Here is an 18,334-nt window from a genome sequence, read left to right as displayed (position 1 = left end):
CGAATGCGCTGATCAGGGCGTTGACGCGGCTGCGGGCGAGACGATCAGTCGGTTCCGGGTTTTTTCGCGAGGAGGAGACCGAGGGCGGCGAGGGGGGTGCGGCGGCGGGGGTCACGGTGGGGGCCGCGGTCCTGGTCGCGGTGCTTGCCGTGATCCTCGCCGTGGTCCTGGTCACGGTCCCGCCTCGGGACGTCCGGGACGTCCGGGACGTCCGGGACCAGCCCCGGCAGGGGCTCGGGCACGAGTTCGGGCTCGGACGCGGATCCGGGCATGGGTTCGGCTTCGGTCGCGGCTTCGGCTTCGGATGCGGGGGTGCGCGCTTCCGGGGCGGGAGTCGGTACGGGCGTGCGCGCTTCCGGTGCCGGCGTCAGTCCGAGGTACGCGCGCAGTTCCGCCGTGACCTCCTCCGCGCCGGGCCGCGCCTCGGGGGTGTCCGCGTGCAGGCGGTCCAGCAGCGGGCCCAGCGAGCCCAGTTCTCCCGGGGCCGCGTCGCCGACGGCGGTGCGCAGCAGCGCACCCAGGGACCACAGGTCGGAGGCGGGACCGGCGCCCGGCCCGGCGGCCCGCTCGGGGGCGACGAAACCGGCCGGAGCCTCCTCGGTGTGCCCGCCCCCGATCGCGAAGTCCGTGACGACCACCCGCCCGGTGCCGGACTCGAGCAGGACGTTGGCCGGTTTCACGTCCCGGTGGACGATCCCGACGGAGTGTGCGGCGCGCAGGGCACCGAGAACGGCGAGGCCGATCCGGGCGGCCTCGCCGGGCGGCAGCGGGCCGCGCCGCACGGCTTCCTCCAGGGACTCCCCCGCCACCAACTCCATGACGATCCAGGGGACTCCGGCCTCGGTGACGACGTCGTACACCGTGACGGCGGAGGGGTGCCGGACCCGGGCGGCGGCACGGGCCTCCCGGTAGAGCCGGTGCGCGGTCCGCCGGCTCTCCTCGTCGTCGGCCGGATCGCCGGGCAGCAGCGGCTCCTTGACGGCGACGTGGCCCTGCCCCTGTTCGTCCCGGGCGCGCCAGACGGTTCCGGTGGGACCGGATCCCAGGCGCCCGGTCAGCCGGTAGCGGCCGCCGATCAGACGTGCGTCGGGCGGGCGTTCGCCGTCTCCACTCATGTCACATGAGTACCGTGCGCACCACGCCGTTGTCGAAATGGACCGGCTCAGAGCTTCCCGATGTCGAGGTCGGCGATCGCCGCCTTGGCCACCTCCCGGCCGCGGGCCGTGAAGTCGCCCTTGCCCGGGTAGCCGACGATGAGCTTGTAGAGGTCCCCGGCGTCGGTGCGGTAGTAGAAGATCTGCAGTTCGCGCGGGCGGGGGTTCTCGCTGTCGTCGGTCCGGTAGCGGACGGTGTTCTGCGCGGCCGGCCTGCCCTGGTACGTGACGTCCTTGTCCGGGGACGTCGTCGCCCCCTTGGGCATGTCGAGCGTGTACTCGCCCTCGTTCTTGAACTTCTCGTTGTCGGACAGCATCTGGGCCGGCGCGTTGCTCAGGATCTCGTGGCCGGCGTCCTGCGACCTCCTCGACAGCTGCAGGAGGACCGAGATGCCGCCGCTCCAGTCGGAGTACGACACCCAGTTCTTGTCGGTGTCGTCCTTGCCGGGCCGGGTGACCTGGTAGTCCGCCGGGACGGCGAGGGTCGCGCCCAGTGCCGGGACGGGGCGTTTCGCCCAGCCGTCCGGGAGCGGGCCCGCGAAGGGGTCGGCGAGGACCAGGTACGCCGTCACCGCCGCCGCGACGAGCACCGCGCCCAGTCCCAGCCAGGCGCCGCGGCCGAGGCGCCGGGGACCGGCGGCGGGAGCCGTCGTCTGCACCTGCCGGGTCGGCACGGGCGGCGCGGGGGGCTCGACCGCCTCCTCCAGCAGCGCGCGGACCCGGGCCGCCGGGGGCCGGTGCGCGGGGTCCTTCCGGAGCAGCCCGTCGATGACCTCGGCCAGCGGGCCCCGGGCGGCGGCGGGCGAGGCCGGATGGGCGTTCAGGACGGACTGGAGGGTGGCCGGGGTGTTGCTGCGGCGGAAGGGCGAGACGCCCTCGGTGGCCGTGTACAGGAGCACGCCCAGGGACCACAGGTCGCTCGCCGGACCGGGCCGCTGCCCCAGCACCCGCTCCGGGGCGATGTACTCGGGCGAGCCGACGAAGCCGCCGGTGTCCGTGAGCCGGGAGTCGCCCTCGATCTGGGCGATGCCGAAGTCGGTGAGGACCACCCGGTCGTGCCGGCCGAGCAGGACGTTGTCCGGCTTGACGTCCCGGTGCAGGACGCCCGCCGCGTGCGCCGCCTCCAGCGCGCCGAGCACCTCCAGACCGACCCGGGCCGCCTCGCGCGGGCCCATCGTCCCCTCCTGGAGCACACTGCCGAGCGTGCGGCCGCGCACCAGCTCCATCACGATCCAGGGCCGGCCGTCGACGACCGCGACGTCGTGCACGGTCACCACGGCCGGATGGTCCAGCCGGGCCGCCGCACGGGCCTCGCGGCGCATGCGCTCGAAGGCGTTGGCGCGTTCCCGTTCGGGAAGGTGGTCCGGGACGCGGGGCTCCTTCACGGCGACCTCGCGGTCCACCGTCTCGTCCTTGGCCCGCCACACGGTGCCCATCCCGCCGTGCCCCAGTTTGCCGAGCAGCCGGTACCGGCCCGCGACGAGCCGTCCGGCACCCGGGTCCTGGGCCCGGGACGGCGGCGGGACCGCGGGCGGGGCCTGGAACGGCGACGGTACCGCGGGCGGGGTCTGAGCCGGCTGCGGGGCCTGGTGCGGGACCTGAGGCGGCTGCGGGGCCTGGTGCGGGGCCTGAGACGGCTGCGGGGCCTGAGGCGGCTGCGGGGTCGGGTGCGGGCGCGCAACCGGATGCTGCTGCGGCGGTTGCAGAACAAAACTCGTCGTGTCGTCGGTCCCGTGACCGACTCCCCCGTCACTGCTCATGCGTCATCCATATCGCGCCAGGCGCGCCCGCAGCCACAGAGAAGACGAACCGGTCACAGACCCGTGACCGAGAGGCCGGTCAGCCGCCCGTGGCCGAGAAGGTGTCCACCGCCACGTCGAAGTACTCGCGCGCCTCCCGCACCTTCCCCACCGGTGCCGACACCCACACGTCGTACAGCCGTCCGGCCTCCTCCCAGCACAGGTCGTAGGTGTGGCGCGGGCCCTCCGCGGCGCTGAAGCCGTCCCAGGTGAACTCCCACAACGCGGCCCGGTGTCCGCGGTGCGTGGTGCGGGTGACCCGGCCGTCGCGGTAACCGGGGTTGGTGGACGCCCCGTCGGCGGCCGACCGGTCCATCACGCCCTGGGGACCGCCCGGTTGGGGCTCGGTGGTCTTGATGCCGAGGCGGTAGGCGCCGCCCGGGGAGAGATAGAAGACGCGCTCGCCCTGCGGACTGCGGGTGAAGTCCTCCGGTACGGCGAGGGAGAAGCCGCCCGGGTCCCGGGCCGTGCGGTACCCGGAGGGCGCCGTGTGCGCGTCGCCGGTGCCCGGCGTGGAGGCCGTCGGGCGGGTCGCCGAGGGCGTCGGACGCGCCGTGCCGCCCGAGGGGGAGGCCGGGCCGGTGCTGCTCCCCGGCGCCCGACTCGTCGCCGTACCTCCCGGGCTGCCGCCGCCCCCGCCCCCGTCCCGGTGCAGCAGCAGCGCCGCCGACACGCCCGCACCGGCCAGCGCGGCGACGAGCAGCGCCGCGACCAGCATGCCGCGCGTCGACGACCGGGCCGGGACCGGGGCCGTGGCTCCGTCCGCCGGCGATCCGGGCGCGGCGGACGGCAGCGGGCCACCGCGCGGCCTGTCGGGCCGGGTCGGCGCGTGGGCCGCGGCGTCTCCCGCCCCGGACGCGGGTGTCCCGCCGGGGCCGGGTTCCGCCCCGGCGCCGGACCCCGGCGTACGGCCCCCGGCCGCACGTCCGCCGCGCGCCCCGGGCCACGCCGAACGGCCGCCTCCGGACCCCGGCCACGCCGTGAACGCCCCGCCGATCCGGTGCCCGCGCCCGGTGCCCGGTGCGCCGGACGACGCGCCGGGCGGGCCCGGGGCTTCCGGGGTCCGGCCCGTCTCCAGGTAGGTACGCAGCATCCACTCGGCGTCCGCCGCGTCCAGCCGCCGCTCGGGGTCGCGTTCCAGCAGCCCCCGTACGACGGGCAGCAAGGGCTCGGCCTCGGCCGGCGGCCGGATGTCGTCGGCGACGACGGCGTGCAGGATGCCGCCGAGCGAGTCGCGCCGGAACGGCGACTCGCCGCTGAGCACCGTGCACAGCAGCGCGCCCAGCGACCACAGGTCGGACTCCGGCCCGGTGCGCAGCCCCGACATCCGCTCGGGCGCGGTGTACTCGGGCGAGCCGACGAAGGAGCCGGTCTCGGTGAGCGTCGTCGCGCCCGCGACCTGAGCGATGCCGAAGTCGGTGAGCACGACCCGGCCGGTGTCGGACTCGATCAGGACGTTCGCCGGTTTGATGTCCCGGTGCAGCACCCCCGCCTCGTGCGCGGTGCGCACCGCACCGAGCAGGGCGATGCCGATCCGCGCGGCCTCGGCGGCGTCCACCGGGCCGTCCCGCGAGATCCGGTCGGCGAGCGAGCCGCCGTCGATCAACTCCAGGACGAGGTAGGGACGTTCGTCGTGCTCCACCACGTCGTGCACGACGATGAGGTGCGGGTGCCGCAGCTGGGCGACCGCGCGGGCCTCGCGGAAGGTACGGTCCCGGCGGCGGCGCGCGTCGTCCTCGGAGAGCGAGTCGTCCGGCAGGAGTTCCTTGACCGCGACCCGCCGTCCCAGCACCTCGTCGACGGCCTGCCACACGACGCCCATGCCGCCACGCCCGATGCGTGCCTCCAGGCGGTAACGGCCCGCGATCAGCCGGAAGTCGGCGCCCTCGGTCCCCATGCGCCCCATCATGCCGCACCGGACCCATGCGCTCCGGGGCACCGGTCGGCCAAGCCGGGCGGTTCACCCCGCCCTTTTCGGCCGTCTTCGGCCCGCCCCGGCCGCCGACGGCGGCCCGTCAGCCGCCGCTCGCTTCCTGCCAGCTCTGCAGCACCCACTTGAACTGTTTGCTGGTCGTGGCCCAGTCCTCGGCCGGCGTCGACATGTAGATGGCGTACTCGGTGCCGGTGCGCGCGTAGTACGTCTCCTCGATCGCGTGGCGCTCACCGGCCACGTGCGGAGGATCCTTCTCCAGGGCGTACCAGGTGTACTCCCACACCGAGCCGCTGCGGTCGCGGTAGAGGTTCGCCTTCATGGTCACGCGCTTGTAGTCGACCAGCCCCTGCAACTGCTGTTCCAGGTCCTTCTGGTGCTCGAAGGCGTTGGCGAAGTCCGGGGAGCTGTCGACGGAGACGCGGGCGAAGTGCAGGCCGTTGTCCGGGGAGTAGTCGACCTGCTTGATGTTGGTGTCCTTGAGCTTGTAGGCCTTCCGCTTCCAGCCCTTGGGCAGGGAGAGGCTGAAGCCGAGCGGGTCGTGGTACACCTCCCAGCCGGCGCGGACCGTGCCGTCGCCGCCCGGCGTGGCGCTGCCGCTGACGACGGGGCTCGTGGCCGGGCTCGCACCACCGCTCGCGCCGCTGTCCTGCTCCGATCCGCCCCACTGCTGGTAGGCCACCGCCGCGCCACCGCCGAGCACGGCCGCGAAGGCGACGACGAGCGCGAGCGTGCGGAGCCGGCGCCGGCGCCGGGGCCGGTGCGCGGGTCCGCCGGGCTGGACCGCCGTACCGCCCGCGGCCGTCCCCGCCGACGGCCCCATCGGCGTGGGCCCGACCGCCGTCGGCCCCGAGCCGTAACCCCCGGCCGAACCGCCCGCGCCGTAGCCTCCGCCCGAACCACCGGAGCCGTAGCCCGACGCGCCCGTGCCCTGGCCGCCGCCCGCTCCGGACATGCCCGAGCCCTGCGTCGGCACGAACGCCTGGGCCGCGCTGGGCCGTCGGCCCTCCGCCGCCTCGGCGAGCATCTGCTCCGCCTCCTCCGCGCCCGGCCGCTGGGCGGGTTCCTTGCGCAGCAGGGCGGCGATGACCGGTCCGAGCGGGCCGGCATGGCGTGGCTCGTCGGCATCCTCCTCGACCACCGCCTGCATGGTGCCCAGCGGCGAGGTCCGGCGGAACGGCGAACGGCCCTCGACGGCCGTGTACAGCGTGGCGCCCAGCGCCCACAGGTCGGAGGACGGGCCGGGGTCGTGACCGCGCACCCGCTCCGGTGCGAGGTAGTCGACCGAGCCGACGACCTCACCGGTGCGGGTGATGGTCGTGTCGCCCTCGATCTGGGCGATGCCGAAGTCGGTGAGCAGCACCCGTCCGTCCCGGCCGAGCAGCACGTTCCCGGGCTTGACGTCCCGGTGCAGCACGCCGGCGGAGTGCGCGGCGCGCAGCGCCCGCAGCACCCACAGCCCGATGCGGGCCGCCTCCCGCGGCTCGATGCGGCCCTGCTCCTTGACGGCGTCGGCCAGTGAGTTGCCCTCGACCAGCTCCATGACGATCCACGGGCGGCCGTCGTGTTCGAGGACGTCGTGCACGGTGACGACGGCGGAGTGGTTGATGCGGGCCGCGGCCCGCGCCTCGGCCCGGGTGCGGGCGAGCAGGACGCCCCGGTCGCTGTCGGAGACGTAGAGCGCGGCGGTCAACTCCTTGACGGCGACCGTCCGGTGGAGCACCTCGTCGTGGGCGCGCCATACCCGGCCCATGCCGCCGCTGCCGATCGAATCGGCGAGTCGGTAGCGGCCCGCTATGAGCAGGCCCTGCATCTGATTCACGTTGCCCCGCAATGCTCTTGACAGGGTCAGACTAAGGACCGGTCACCCGACTGGGAACCAGCGGGGTGCCAAGGTGACAGCACTGTGACGGTTGTCGCCCCGGCCCGTGTACGGGGTGCTCAACGCGTGTAGCGGTACGTCGCCGTAGCCTGCTCGTAGAGCCGTGTCACCTCGTCCCGCTGGGCCTCCGGGCCACGCACCTGGACGATGTGGTAGCGGCCGTTCAGCAGGATCGCCATGTTCCGCACGAACAGGTCGCGCCCCTGCCCGTCGGTCCAGGTGAACTGGCCCTCCGCCATGGTGCGTCCACCGACCTCTATGGTTCTCAGTCCGGTGGCCGTGGCCCAGCTGGAGTTCCGGTACGGCTGGAGTTCGCTCTCCTTGTCCCGCTGGTAGGCCATCGGGTCGCTGCCGTACGCCGAGGCGCTGTCCCGTCCGGGGACGACGATCAGCTCGAAGTTCCCGTGCGCGTACTCCACCTGGCCGCTGCCGTTCTTCGGAGTGCGGTCCCAGCCCTTGGCGACGGCGACCTGGAATCCCTCCGGGTCCTTGCGCAGGGTGAATCCGTCGCCGACGGCAGGGTCACCGCCGGTCTGCGTCTCGGTGGCGGGCGCGGAGGCGGAGGCGCCCGCGTCGGGCGCGCTCTGCCCGGAGGAGGGCTGCCCGGAGGAGGGCTGCCCGCTCCGTGTGGGCGCGGGGTTCGCCTGTCCCGCGCTGCCGGTACGGTCGCTGCCCGCAGCGCCGCTCTCGCCCTGCTTCGGCATGAACAGCAGCGCGTAGGCGATCGCGCCCGCCAGCAGGAGCAGGATCAGCAGGAGCAGGGTCCGGCCGAGGCTGCGCGGGGATCCGCCCTCCTCCCGGGCCCGCTTGTGCCGGCCGTGCGGATGAGCCGCGGGCAGTCCGGCGCGCCGCCGCCGCACCAGCTCACCGCGCCGCCGGACGATGGGCAGCCGGCTGGGGTCGGCGGGCGGTACGGGCACCACATGGACGCCGGCGTCCGGTTCGGGCGCGGACCGCACCAGCGAGCGCAGCCAGCCGCTCAGCTCCTCGACGTCCGGCCGCTCGGTGGGGTCCTGGCGCAGCAGCGACTCCACGACCGGCCTGAGCGGCCCGCACTCCTCCGCGAACGCGGGCGGCTCCGCACACACCAGTTGCACCAGCTCCGCCGTGGACTCCTCCGGGTACGGCGCATGCCCCTGCACGGCCCGGAACAGCAGCGCGCCCAGCGCCCACAGGTCGGTCGCCGGGCCGATGGGGGGCGCCAGCTGCCAGTTCTCGTGCACCGGGCCGGCCTGCTCGGGCGCCCACCGCTCGGTCACCGGCCCCACGACGGTCATCCGCACCTGCCGCGCCCGCTCGGCGGCCAGCGCGGTACCGGGCCCCCGGCGCGCGGCACTTCCGGCACCGGGGCCGTCCCAACGGCCGTGCCGGCCGCCCTGCGCGGGGAGGACGGGTTGGGGGGTGGGGCTGCCGGTGGGCCGACCGGTGGGGTGGCTGGTGGAACGGCCGTTGGGGTGGTCCGCCCAGCCGTTCCGGTGGGTGGGTCCGAGCGCGGGGCCGAGGCCCGGGCGGGCGGGGTCGGTGGCGCGGTCGGCGCCGGGCGGCAGCCCGGGGCGGTGCTCGGGGCCGTCCAGGGCGGGAGACATGCCGGCTCCCCGGGCCGGGGGTGCGCCCGCTGCTCCGGTGCCCGCTGCTCCGGTGCGCGGTGCGGCGCCGTGCCAGGGCGCGCCGTGCACGCCGTAGGGGTCGGGTGTCCGGCCGGGCGGCGGCACGGGCCCCGCGGGGTACGGCGGCTGCGCCGCGCCCTCGGCCCGCTCGGCACCGGTGTCGTCCTCGGCGGGCGGACGGGCCCCGGGCAGCGCGGCGCGCCCGTTCTGCTGGGCCTCCTGCACCCGGGCGGCGGCGCGGGCGCCCGCGCGGTACGCGGCGATCGCCCCGGCCCGGGCGGCCCGGACGTCCGCGCCGGTCTCCGTGGACCGGTGTCCCGTCGGATCGGGCGCCGGCACTCCGGGGCCGCCGGACGCCCCGTTCGCCCCCGGCAACGGCAGCCCTCCGGCCGCCCTCGCCTGGATCGCGGCCCGGCGCGCGGCCTCGGGATCGATGTCGGCGGACGGAACACCCCCCGCCCCCGCGGCCCCACCACCCGCCTCGAAGCCGGAACCTGTACCGGCACCCGAGCCGGCACCGGAACCGGAACCCGGGAAGACACCCGGGTCTCCGCCGGGACCGGTCCCCTCACTCCCCTGCTGCGTCCCCTGGTGCCCGGCATCGTCCTGCACCGGCACGGGGTCGTACCCGCAGAGGGCCTCCTCCGCGGCGCCGACCGCGAGGCCGGTCAGCAGCACGCGGCCGTCGTCGCAGACGAGCACCGTGCGAGCGGTGATGTTGCGGTGCACCCAGCCGTGGGCGTGCAGCACCCGCAACGCCATGAGCACGTCGGAGGCGACCTCGGCCGCCCGGTACGGCGACAACGGCTGCTCGGCGAGCATCGCGGACAGCGGGCGCGCGGCCACCAACTCGCTGACGACCCACAGGGAACCGCCCTCGGCGAAGACGTCGAAGACCTGGTCCAGGCGGGGGTGATCGGGGATGCGGGCCGCTGCCTGCGCGGCCTCCACGGCGCGCCGCACCGCCGGGTCGGTGGGCCGCCGGGTGGCGGTCCGTGCGGCCGGCGTCGGACGGGCCCCGCGCTCACGTGCGGTGAAACCCTCGGGCAGCCCGTCCGCGTCGAGCACCTCGGCCTCGACGACCTCCGGCAGCGGCACCTGACGGACCAGCACCTCCTGGCCGCTGTAGGTGTCGAAGGCAGGGGACTCGGTGAGTTCGTACTCCTCGGAGGGCGGCAGCGGCAGGCGGTAGCGGTCGGCGAGCACCCGACCCGCGTAGTCGTCCACTTTGCCTCCCCCGGCCGCCCGGTCGGTCACATCCGTTCACCTGACGGCCCGTTTCGCACACGCATCCGGCTGCGTACGGTCCGCGACCATTCACGATACGTGCCGGAGGCAACCCGCACTGAGTGGATGACGGATTCTCACGCCCCAAACCGGGGTGCGAGGCCTACGACTTGGGCCGGAAGGAGGCGGTGAGCGTCTTCCAGGTGTCCGTACGCAGGTCGCTGTGCCAGTTCGCGGCCTTCGCGGTGTACATCAGTCCGTAACCGAGGTGGTCGTTCACCACGAAACCCCGGTCGATGGTGCGGTACTCGGTGCCGCCGTCGACGTACGTGAACTCCCAGTCGGCCGTGTTCCAGCCGCGGTAGCCCACCTTCTCGATGCGGATCTTCCGGTACTGGGAACGCACCATGGCGCGCTCCTGGTTCTCCCAGTCCGCCACCGGGTCGTCCTTGGGCGAGCCGGTCCAGCCGACGAGCAGCTTCTGCCCGTCCGGTCCGGTGTAGCGGTCACCGGCGCCATCGCTGGACTTGTACGACCACCCCTCGGGCAGCCCGATCGAGTAGCCCTGTCCTCCCTTGTGGGTCGACACCACCGGCGCGCTCCCGCCGTCCTTCGAGCCGGCCGAGCCGGTGGAGGCGTCGTCGGCGGACGGGCTCGCGCCGGTGCCGGCCGCGTCGTCCGACGCCGACCCGCTGCTCGCGGACGCCTGGCTCGCCCCGTCCGTGCGCGACCCGCTGTCCGGGCTGCCCGAGCCGCTCCTGTCCTGCTTGGTGGACGCGCTGGCGCTGACCACGGCCTTGGTGCGGCCGCTGCCCCTGTCGTCCTTGCCGTCGCCGCCGAGAACGAGGGCCAGCACCGTGCCCAGCACCGCGAGGACGATCACCACGGCGATGATGACCAGCGTGCGCCTGGGCACCACATCGGTCAGCGGCGCTCTCGGCACCGGCCGCGGCGGCAGGTCCAGGTCCGGCGGCGGCACCACGGGCCAGCCGGAACTCGGCTTGTCCGTGCCGGAACTCTGCGTGCCGGCAGCACCCGGAACCACCGGCCGGCCGGCCGCCCCGGCACCCGACGCCGCGGAGGAGGCCGACGAGGCCCCGGGCCGCGTTCCACCGGAGACCGCACCGCCCGCAGCGCCGACACCGCCCGCACGCGTCGTACCCGCCGTGCCCGGGGCGCCGCCGGTCCCCGGCGCGGCCGTGCCGCTGCCGCTCTTCGCCCGCGCGGAAGCCGCGGCAGTGGCCGCGGCGGTGGCCGCTCCCGCCGCCTTGCGGACCGAACGCAGGGCACCGCGCAGCTTGTCCGCGGCCTCCTCGCCCCGCTTGCCCTCGGGCGAGCCGGGCTGCGCCGGCAGCGGCACCACCCGGGTGGCGTCCATCGGCTCCGGCTCGGGCGCGTGGATCACCGCGTCGAGCATGGTCCGCGCCCCGGCGTCGTCGAGCCGCTTGGCCGGGTCCTTGGTGAGCAGGCCGTAGATGACGTCCCGGAGCGGGCCCGCGTTCTTGGGCTCCTCCAACGGCTCGGTCATCACCGCGGTGAGCGTGGCGATCGCCGAACCCTTGTCGTAGGGCGGCACCCCCTCGACCGCCGCGTACAGCAGCCCGCCGAGCGACCACAGGTCGGCCGCCGGCCCCGGCTTGTGCCCGCGGGCGCGCTCCGGGGAGATGTAGGAGGGAGCGCCGACGAGCATGCCGGTGGAGGTGATGGACGGGTCGCCCTCGACCTGCGCGATGCCGAAGTCGGTGAGCACGACCCGGCCGTCCTCGGCGATGAGCACGTTGGACGGCTTCACGTCCCGGTGCAGGATGCCCTCCCGGTGCGCGGAACGCAGCACGTCGAGGACCGCGAGCCCCACCTCCGCCGCACGCTTCGGCTTCAGCAGGCCGTCCTCACGGATGACCTCGGCGAGGGACTTGCCCTCCACCAGCTCCATGACGATCCACGGCCGGTCGTCCTCGTCGACCACGTCGAAGACCGTGACCGCGCTGTTGTTGCGGATCCGGGCGATCGCCTTGGCCTCGCGCAGGGTGCGCGTGATCAGGCGCCGCTTCTCCTCCTCGTCGATGTTCGACGGGAACCGCAGCTCCTTGACGGCGACCGTCCGGCCCAGGGTCTCGTCCTCGGCACGCCAGACCGTGCCCATGCCGCCTCGGCCCAGCACGTCTCCCAGCCGGTACCGCCCGGCGAGGAGACGCCGCTCGCTCTTGTCCCGACGAGTCTCCTGACGAGATGAGCCCGCCCGCTCCGCCTCCGACATGCGTCCCCTCATACAACCCGCCCTGACAGAGCCTCCATTGTCTCTCACCCGACAAGTGGCCGACGCCCAGGGTGCCCCTGCCCGCGGCCCGCCCGCCGCGCACCGGGAGCCCGGCTGAGGCGGCTGTTCCGGTCAGCGGGATGAGGGGCCGTGCGAAGGGAGGCCCCGGGACGCCGACGCTTCGGACACTGCTGTCCATACCGGTGTCCCTGGTGCTGGTGCTCGCCCCGGCCGCCGCGCGGAACACCCCACGGGAGACCTCCCCGGCCAAGGCCGTGGACGCCGTGCTGCCCCTGCTCGTCAGCGAGGGCGGCGCACCTGCCGCGGCCCTGCCGGCCCAGGACGGGAAACTGTCCCGCTACGCGGCCGCCGACCGCGGCATCGGCCGTACCGACCACTTCCGCGCCGGCAGCATCACCAAGACCTTCGTCACCACGGTCGTGCTCCAACTGGCCGCGGAGCAACGGCTGTCCCTGTCCGACACGGTGGAGCAGCACCTGCCGGGCCTGCTCCGTGGGCACGGCACCGACGGCTGGCACATCACCCTGCGTGCTCTGCTGGCCCACACCAGCGGGCTGGCCGACTTTGCCGAAGCCGCATACGGCGCCTTTGCCCTGATACCGTCTCAGGCGGTACGCATCGCTCTCACTCTCCCTCCGGCCCGTCCGGGCCACTACGCGTACTACAGCACCGACTACCTCCTGCTCGGCATGGTCGTCCGGCAGGTCGCCGGTCACTCCTACGCGGCCGAAGCCGAAGCCGAGCGCCGCATCATCGCTCCGCTGAGTCTGCCCGGCACCTCCTTCCCTGGATCGCGCACCTCACTGCCCTCACCGCACGGCCGGGCGTACGCGGCCGACGGCTCCGACGTCACCGAGCTCGACCCGCGCGTGGCCGGCGCGGCAGGTGAGCTGGTGACGACGCCGGCCGAACCCGACCGCTTCTACGCGGCGCTGCCCCGTGGCCGGCTGCAACCCCCGCGCCGGCTGCGCGAGATGCTCGACACCCGTGCCGCACACGGCTCGTACGGCGTGGGGCTGTTCCCGGTGAAGCTTCCGTGCGGCACCACGGTGCGGGGGCACAACGACCGGATAGCCGGTAGCTACGTGCGCAGCGCAGCCACCGCCGACGGCCGTCGTGTCCTCACCTTCCGGGTGAGCACGGACGCGATGACAGATCCCCGCCTCGAACCGGCCCTGCTCGATGCCGAGTTCTGCCCTCGCATCCGGTAGAACGAGTGGATTCCGAACGAGGATCCCGATTCGCGACACCCGTTCGAGTGAAAGATCGAGCGCGGGGCAGAGTGCGGGAACGGTGCCGGGACCGGGTGAAGGACCGAGCGAAGGACCGGGAGAGCCGTCGGGTCAGGTGAGCGGCACGATGTCCGGCGCCCCCAGCCGGGCCGCGTCCGCCGTCAGGTCGTCCGGCTGACGCTGGGACTCCCGCTCGGCCTCCACCCGCTTCTCGTAGTGCTCGACCTCGCGCTCGATCTGGTCCTTGTCCCACCCGAGGACCGGCGCCATCAACTCGGCCGCCTCCCGCGCGCTGCGCGTGCCCCGGTCGAAGGTCTCGATGGAGATACGGGTGCGGCGGGTGAGGACGTCGTCCAGGTGCCGGGCTCCCTCGTGCGACGCCGCGTACACCACCTCGGCGCGCAGATAGTCGTCGGCGGCCTGCAGCGGCTCGCCCAGGGCGGGGTCGGCGGCGATGAGGTCGAGGACCTCCTCGGCCATGGAGCCGTATCGGTTCAGCAGGTGCTCGACGCGGACCACGTGCAGTCCGGTGCGGGCGGCGATGCGCGCCCGCGCGTTCCACAACGCCTGGTAGCCCTCCGCGCCGAGCAGCGGGGTCTCCTCCGTCACGCAGTCGGCGACGCGCATGTCCAGCCCGTGCACCGCTTCGTCGACCGCGTCCTTGGCCATCACCCGGTACGTGGTGTACTTGCCGCCCGCGACCACGACCAGGCCGGGCGCCGGGTGGGCGACCGTGTGCTCGCGGGACAGCTTGCTGGTGGCGTCCGACTCCCCGGCGAGCAGCGGCCGCAGACCCGCGTACACGCCCTGGACGTCGTCGCGGCCGAGCGGCACCGCGAGCACCGAGTTCACGCGCTCCAGCAGGTAGTCGATGTCGGCGCTGGACGCGGCCGGGTGGGCCTTGTCGAGGTCCCAGTCGGTGTCGGTGGTGCCGACGATCCAGTGCCGGCCCCAGGGGATGACGAACAGAACCGACTTCTCGGTGCGCAGGATCAGACCGGTGGTGGAGTGGATGCGGTCCTTGGGCACGACCAGGTGGATGCCCTTGGACGCGCGGACGTGGAACTGGCCGCGCTCACCCACCATGGCCTGGGTGTCGTCGGTCCACACGCCGGTCGCGTTGACGACCTGCTTGGCGCGGACCTCGTACTCCCCGCCGCCCTCCACGTCCCGCACCCGGGCGCCGACGACCCGCTCGCCCTCGCGCAGGAACCCGGTCACGCGCGCACGGTTGGCCACTTTCGTGCCGTAGGACGCCGCCGTGCGCACCAGGGTGGCGACGAAGCGGGCGTCGTCCATCTGGGCGTCGTAGTACTGCAGGGCACCGACCAGCGAGTCCTTCTTCAGACACGGGGCGACGCGCAGGGCGTGACGACGGGTCAGGTGCCTGTGTATGGGCAGGCCCCGGCCGTGGCCGCGGGCCATGGACATCGCGTCGTAGAGCGCGACGCCCGAGCCCGCGTACCACCGCTCCCAGCCCTTGTGCTGCAGCGGGTAGAGGAACGGCACCGGTTTGACCAGGTGCGGGGCGAGCCGCTCCAGGAGCAGGCCGCGCTCCTTCAGGGCCTCGCGGACCAGGGCGAAGTCGAGCATCTCCAGATAGCGCAGACCGCCGTGGATCAGCTTGCTGGACCGGCTCGAGGTGCCGGACGCCCAGTCGCGGGCCTCGACCAGACCGGTGGACAGGCCGCGTGTGACGGCGTCCAGAGCGGTGCCCGCGCCCACGACGCCGCCGCCCACCACCAGCACGTCCAGCTCGCGCTCCGCCATCGCCGCCAGTGCCTCGGCGCGCTGCGCCGGCCCCAGAGTCGCTGTCCTCACCGCTGCCTCCCGCTGTCGCAGACTCGCTCGCGTCGGCCACACCCGGTGGGCGAAGCCCGGTTCATCCCCTCCTCATGCCCAAATTCTGACGGGGTTGCCCGACTTCAGCCACAACAGGCCTCCCACCCTGTGGACAACACGCTCACAACCACCGGAAGACACACGAACACAATCCCACATAACGGTCATATTTACTCCTAGTGTGACAGTGCGCTCGTACATGCTGTTCACAGCGGTTGCGCATCTGTTTCGCTTCGGCTACTGGTAAGGACGGCCCCCGCCATGCCCGCAGACCTCGCCGTCATCGGACTCGGCCCCTACGGCTTGCCGGTCGCCCAGGCCGCCGTCGCCGCAGGCATCCCCACCATCGGCTACGCCACCGGCCCCGAGGCAGGCTCGCTCAGCCCCGCCGAGCTGCGCCGGATGCACGCGGCGGGCTTCCGGCCCGGTACCGATCCGGCCCAGCTCGGCCGGGTGCGCACGGCGGTGATCTGCGCGCCGACCCCGCGCGGCGCCGACGGCGGGCTCGACCTCGGCCAGGTGGAGGCGGCGGCCCGCACGCTCGGCGAGCGGCTGCGCCCGCACACCACGGTCATCCTGGAGTCGCCGGTGCGGCCGGGGACGACCGAGGAGTTCCTGCGGCCCCTGCTGGAGGAGGGCTCGGGCCTGCGCGCCGGCCGCGACTTCCACCTCGCCTACTCCCCCAGCCGGGTCGACCCCGGCAATCGCGACCACACCCCCGCCAACACGCCCAAGGTGATCGGCGGCCTCACCCCGGCCTGCACCGAGTCGGCCGCCGCGTTCTACGGCCGGCTGACCGACAAGGTGGTACGCGCGCGTGGACTGCGCGAGGCGGAGACGGTGCAACTGCTGGAGACCAACTTCCGGCACGTCAACATCGCGCTGGTCAACGAGATGGCCGTCCTCTGCCACGAACTGGGCATCGACCTGTGGGACGTCATCCGGTGCGCGGAGACGAAGCCGTTCGGCTTCCAGGCGTTCCGGCCCGGCCCGGGCGTCGGCGGTCACGGCGTCCCGCAGGACCTCACCGGGCACGCCACCCGCAGCCTGCGCATGGTGGAGCTGGCCCAGCAGGTCAACCACCGGATGCCCCGCTACGTCGTGCAGCGCGCCGCCACCCTCCTCAACGAGCACGGCAAGTCCGCCCGCGGCGCGCGCGTGCTGCTGCTCGGCGTCACCTACAAGGCCGATGTCGCCGACCAGCAGGCCACGCCCGCGAACGAGGTCGCCGCACGGCTGATGGGCCTGGGCGCCACGGTGAGCTACCACGACCCGTACGTGGCCGCCTGGAGCGTCCAGGACCGGCCGGTGCCGCGCGCGGACTCCCTGTACGAGGCCGCCGCCGACGCCGATCTGACGATCCTGCTCCAGCAGCACCGCACGTACGACCTCCAGGGCCTGTCGGTGAAGGCCCAGCTGCTGCTGGACACGCGGGGGGCGACGCCCACGGGGGCCGCGCACCGGCTCTGAGGGCGGTCACGAACGGAAAACGGCCGGGGGCATTGTCGTCCCCGGCTGTTAGTCTCCCTCGGACTTGCCGCACACACGTGCGCGTACGTCTCCTTCTTCGTATTCCAGTTGTGCCACAGCACGGGGGGATTCCTGTCATGAGCCAGTCAGCTCCGCCGCCACCGCAGTCCGAGCCGGTCGACGGCAACCCGTACGCCCAGCAGCCGCCTGCCGGGGCGCCGTACCCGCCGCAGCCGGGCGCCTTCGCCCCGCCGCCGGCGCCGCCCGCGCCGGTGAGGAACAACGTCGCCCTCGGCCTGGTCGCCGCGGTCGTCGCCGCCGTGGTGACCGCCGGGCTGTACGGCCTCGTCATCGGCGCCACCAAGCACGAGATCGGCTACGCGGCCGTCGGTGTCGGCTTCGTCATCGGCCTCGCGGCCGGCAAGGCGGGCGGCCGCAACCCCGCCCTCCCCGTGCTCAGCGCCGTCCTCGCGCTCGGCTCGGTCTACCTCGGCCAGCTGATCGGCGAGGCCATGATCATCACCAAGCAGCTGCCCGTCAGCTTCAACGAGCTGTTCTTCCAGCACATCGACGTCGTCCAGGAAGTCTGGAAGAAGGACGCCGACCCGCTGACGTTCCTCTTCTTCGCCATCGCCGCGTTCGCCGCGTTCTCGGGCGCCAAGAAGGCCGCCGCGTAAGGCACGCACACAACCGAAAGGGCCCGCCCACCGCTGACGGTGGCCGGGCCCTTCGCGTGCCGTGGGGTCAGCGGCGGTGCTGGCTGTCCGCCACCGTCACCTCGACCCGCTGGAACTCCTTCAGCTCGCTGTAGCCGGTCGTGGCCATCGCGCGGCGCAGGGCGCCGAACAGGTTCATCGAGCCGTCCGGGGTGTGCGACGGGCCGGTGAGGACCTCCTCGATCGTGCCGACCGTGCCCAGGTCGACCTTCTGGCCGCGGGGCAGCTCCTCGTTGACCGCCTCCATGCCCCAGTGGTGTCCCTTGCCGGGCGCGTCCGTGGCACGGGCCAGCGGGGAGCCCATCATCACCGCGTCGGCACCGCAGGCGATCGCCTTGGGCAGGTCGCCGGACCAGCCGACGCCGCCGTCCGCGATCACGTGCACGTACCGGCCGCCGGACTCGTCCATGTAGTCACGGCGGGCCGCCGCCACGTCCGCGACGGCGGTCGCCATCGGGACCTGGATGCCCAGCACGTTGCGCGTGGTGTGCGCGGCGCCGCCGCCGAAGCCGACCAGGACGCCGGCCGCGCCGGTGCGCATCAGGTGCAGGGCGGCGGTGTAGGTGGCGCAGCCGCCGACGATCACCGGGACGTCCAGCTCGTAGATGAACTGCTTCAGGTTCAGCGGCTCGTGCGAGGACGACACGTGCTCCGCGGAGACCGTCGTCCCACGGATGACGAAGATGTCCACGCCGGCGTCGACGACCGCCTTGGAGAACTGGGCGGTGCGCTGCGGGGAGAGCGCAGCCGCCGTGACCACACCGGAGTCGCGCACCTCCTTGATGCGGGCACCGATCAGCTCCTCCTTGATCGGGGCCGCGTAGATCTCCTGGAGGCGGCGCGTCGCCTGCTCGGCGGGCAGCTCGACGATCTCGTCCAGCAGCGGCTGCGGGTCCTCGTGCCGCGTCCACAGGCCCTCGAGGTTGAGGACGCCCAGGCCGCCCAGCTCTCCGATGCGGATCGCGGTGGCCGGGGAGACGACCGAGTCCATCGGAGCGGCCAGGAAGGGCAGCTCGAAGCGGTAGGCGTCGATCTGCCAGGCGATCGAGACCTCCTTCGGGTCCCGCGTACGGCGGCTGGGGACGACGGCGATGTCGTCGAAGGCGTACGCCCTGCGCCCGCGCTTGCCGCGCCCGATCTCGATCTCAGTCACGTCTTGGCCTTTCCCTGATGCGTTTCAGCGTCTTCCAGTATCGC

The 18,334-nt window shown here is 73.9% G+C and carries 11 protein-coding genes; 3 read left to right on the top strand and 8 right to left on the bottom strand.

Annotated features, from left to right (window positions below; genetic code table 11):
• Nucleotides 1-44: 44 nt before the first annotated feature.
• From ACIHEJ_RS25690 to ACIHEJ_RS25665, 6 genes are all read right to left on the bottom strand, one after another.
• Nucleotides 45-1,115, bottom strand: coding sequence for a serine/threonine-protein kinase (locus ACIHEJ_RS25690; protein WP_400138981.1), 1,071 nt, complete (start codon nucleotides 1,113-1,115; stop codon nucleotides 45-47).
• 47 nt (nucleotides 1,116-1,162) lie between these two features.
• The gene (locus tag ACIHEJ_RS25685; RefSeq protein ID WP_400138980.1) at nucleotides 1,163-2,914 is read right to left on the bottom strand and encodes a protein kinase; all 1,752 of its coding nucleotides are present in this window, start codon (nucleotides 2,912-2,914) and stop codon (nucleotides 1,163-1,165) included.
• Nucleotides 2,915-2,993: 79 nt separating this feature from the next.
• Nucleotides 2,994-4,850 (bottom strand): protein kinase, encoded by a 1,857-nt coding sequence (locus tag ACIHEJ_RS25680; protein WP_400138979.1) that lies wholly within the window; start codon nucleotides 4,848-4,850, stop codon nucleotides 2,994-2,996.
• Nucleotides 4,851-4,968: 118 nt separating this feature from the next.
• On the bottom strand, nucleotides 4,969-6,696 hold the full coding sequence (locus ACIHEJ_RS25675) for a serine/threonine-protein kinase (protein ID WP_400138978.1): 1,728 nt from the start codon (nucleotides 6,694-6,696) through the stop codon (nucleotides 4,969-4,971).
• 128 nt (nucleotides 6,697-6,824) lie between these two features.
• Nucleotides 6,825-9,599: a protein kinase gene (locus ACIHEJ_RS25670; protein ID WP_400138977.1), complete on the bottom strand. Its 2,775-nt coding sequence runs from the start codon at nucleotides 9,597-9,599 to the stop codon at nucleotides 6,825-6,827.
• Nucleotides 9,600-9,762: 163 nt separating this feature from the next.
• A complete protein-coding gene (locus ACIHEJ_RS25665; RefSeq protein ID WP_400138976.1) occupies nucleotides 9,763-11,856 on the bottom strand; it encodes a serine/threonine-protein kinase in 2,094 nt (697 codons plus the stop codon).
• Between the two features lie 140 nt (nucleotides 11,857-11,996).
• Here ACIHEJ_RS25665 and ACIHEJ_RS25660 point away from each other — a divergent pair, with 140 nt between their 5' ends.
• Complete coding sequence (locus ACIHEJ_RS25660; protein ID WP_400138975.1) at nucleotides 11,997-13,088, top strand: serine hydrolase domain-containing protein; 1,092 nt, start codon at nucleotides 11,997-11,999, stop codon at nucleotides 13,086-13,088.
• A gap of 132 nt (nucleotides 13,089-13,220) precedes the next feature.
• On the opposite strand, the gene ACIHEJ_RS25655 is transcribed toward ACIHEJ_RS25660, so the two are convergent.
• A complete protein-coding gene (locus ACIHEJ_RS25655) occupies nucleotides 13,221-14,930 on the bottom strand; it encodes a glycerol-3-phosphate dehydrogenase/oxidase (protein ID WP_400138974.1) in 1,710 nt (569 codons plus the stop codon).
• A gap of 282 nt (nucleotides 14,931-15,212) precedes the next feature.
• On the opposite strand from ACIHEJ_RS25655, the gene ACIHEJ_RS25650 reads away from it, so the two are divergent.
• Together ACIHEJ_RS25650 and ACIHEJ_RS25645 are read left to right on the top strand one after the other, a co-directional pair.
• Nucleotides 15,213-16,421 carry a nucleotide sugar dehydrogenase gene (locus ACIHEJ_RS25650; protein ID WP_400138973.1) on the top strand — a complete coding sequence of 403 codons (1,209 nt, stop codon included), beginning with the start codon at nucleotides 15,213-15,215 and terminating at the stop codon, nucleotides 16,419-16,421.
• A gap of 137 nt (nucleotides 16,422-16,558) precedes the next feature.
• Nucleotides 16,559-17,098, top strand: coding sequence for a hypothetical protein (locus ACIHEJ_RS25645; RefSeq protein WP_400138972.1), 540 nt, complete (start codon nucleotides 16,559-16,561; stop codon nucleotides 17,096-17,098).
• 67 nt (nucleotides 17,099-17,165) lie between these two features.
• Here ACIHEJ_RS25645 and ACIHEJ_RS25640 read toward each other — a convergent pair whose 3' ends face one another.
• Complete coding sequence (locus tag ACIHEJ_RS25640; RefSeq protein ID WP_366014728.1) at nucleotides 17,166-18,290, bottom strand: GuaB3 family IMP dehydrogenase-related protein; 1,125 nt, start codon at nucleotides 18,288-18,290, stop codon at nucleotides 17,166-17,168.
• Nucleotides 18,291-18,334 lie beyond the last annotated feature (44 nt).

This window comes from Streptomyces sp. NPDC052301 (assembly GCF_044593395.1).
GTDB lineage: Bacteria > Actinomycetota > Actinomycetes > Streptomycetales > Streptomycetaceae > Streptomyces.
Note: the sequence above shows the minus strand (reverse complement) of the source record. Positions and strands in the feature narration are given on the sequence as shown.

Coding starts and splice junctions, on each gene's coding strand:
- ACIHEJ_RS25690 (WP_400138981.1), bottom strand. CDS start 1,115: ATGAGTGGAGACGGCGAACGCCCGCCCGACGCACGTCTGATCGGCGGC.
- ACIHEJ_RS25685 (WP_400138980.1), bottom strand. CDS start 2,914: ATGAGCAGTGACGGGGGAGTCGGTCACGGGACCGACGACACGACGAGT.
- ACIHEJ_RS25680 (WP_400138979.1), bottom strand. CDS start 4,850: ATGGGGACCGAGGGCGCCGACTTCCGGCTGATCGCGGGCCGTTACCGC.
- ACIHEJ_RS25675 (WP_400138978.1), bottom strand. CDS start 6,696: ATGCAGGGCCTGCTCATAGCGGGCCGCTACCGACTCGCCGATTCGATC.
- ACIHEJ_RS25665 (WP_400138976.1), bottom strand. CDS start 11,856: ATGTCGGAGGCGGAGCGGGCGGGCTCATCTCGTCAGGAGACTCGTCGG.
- ACIHEJ_RS25660 (WP_400138975.1), top strand. CDS start 11,997: ATGAGGGGCCGTGCGAAGGGAGGCCCCGGGACGCCGACGCTTCGGACA.
- ACIHEJ_RS25650 (WP_400138973.1), top strand. CDS start 15,213: ATGCCCGCAGACCTCGCCGTCATCGGACTCGGCCCCTACGGCTTGCCG.
- ACIHEJ_RS25645 (WP_400138972.1), top strand. CDS start 16,559: ATGAGCCAGTCAGCTCCGCCGCCACCGCAGTCCGAGCCGGTCGACGGC.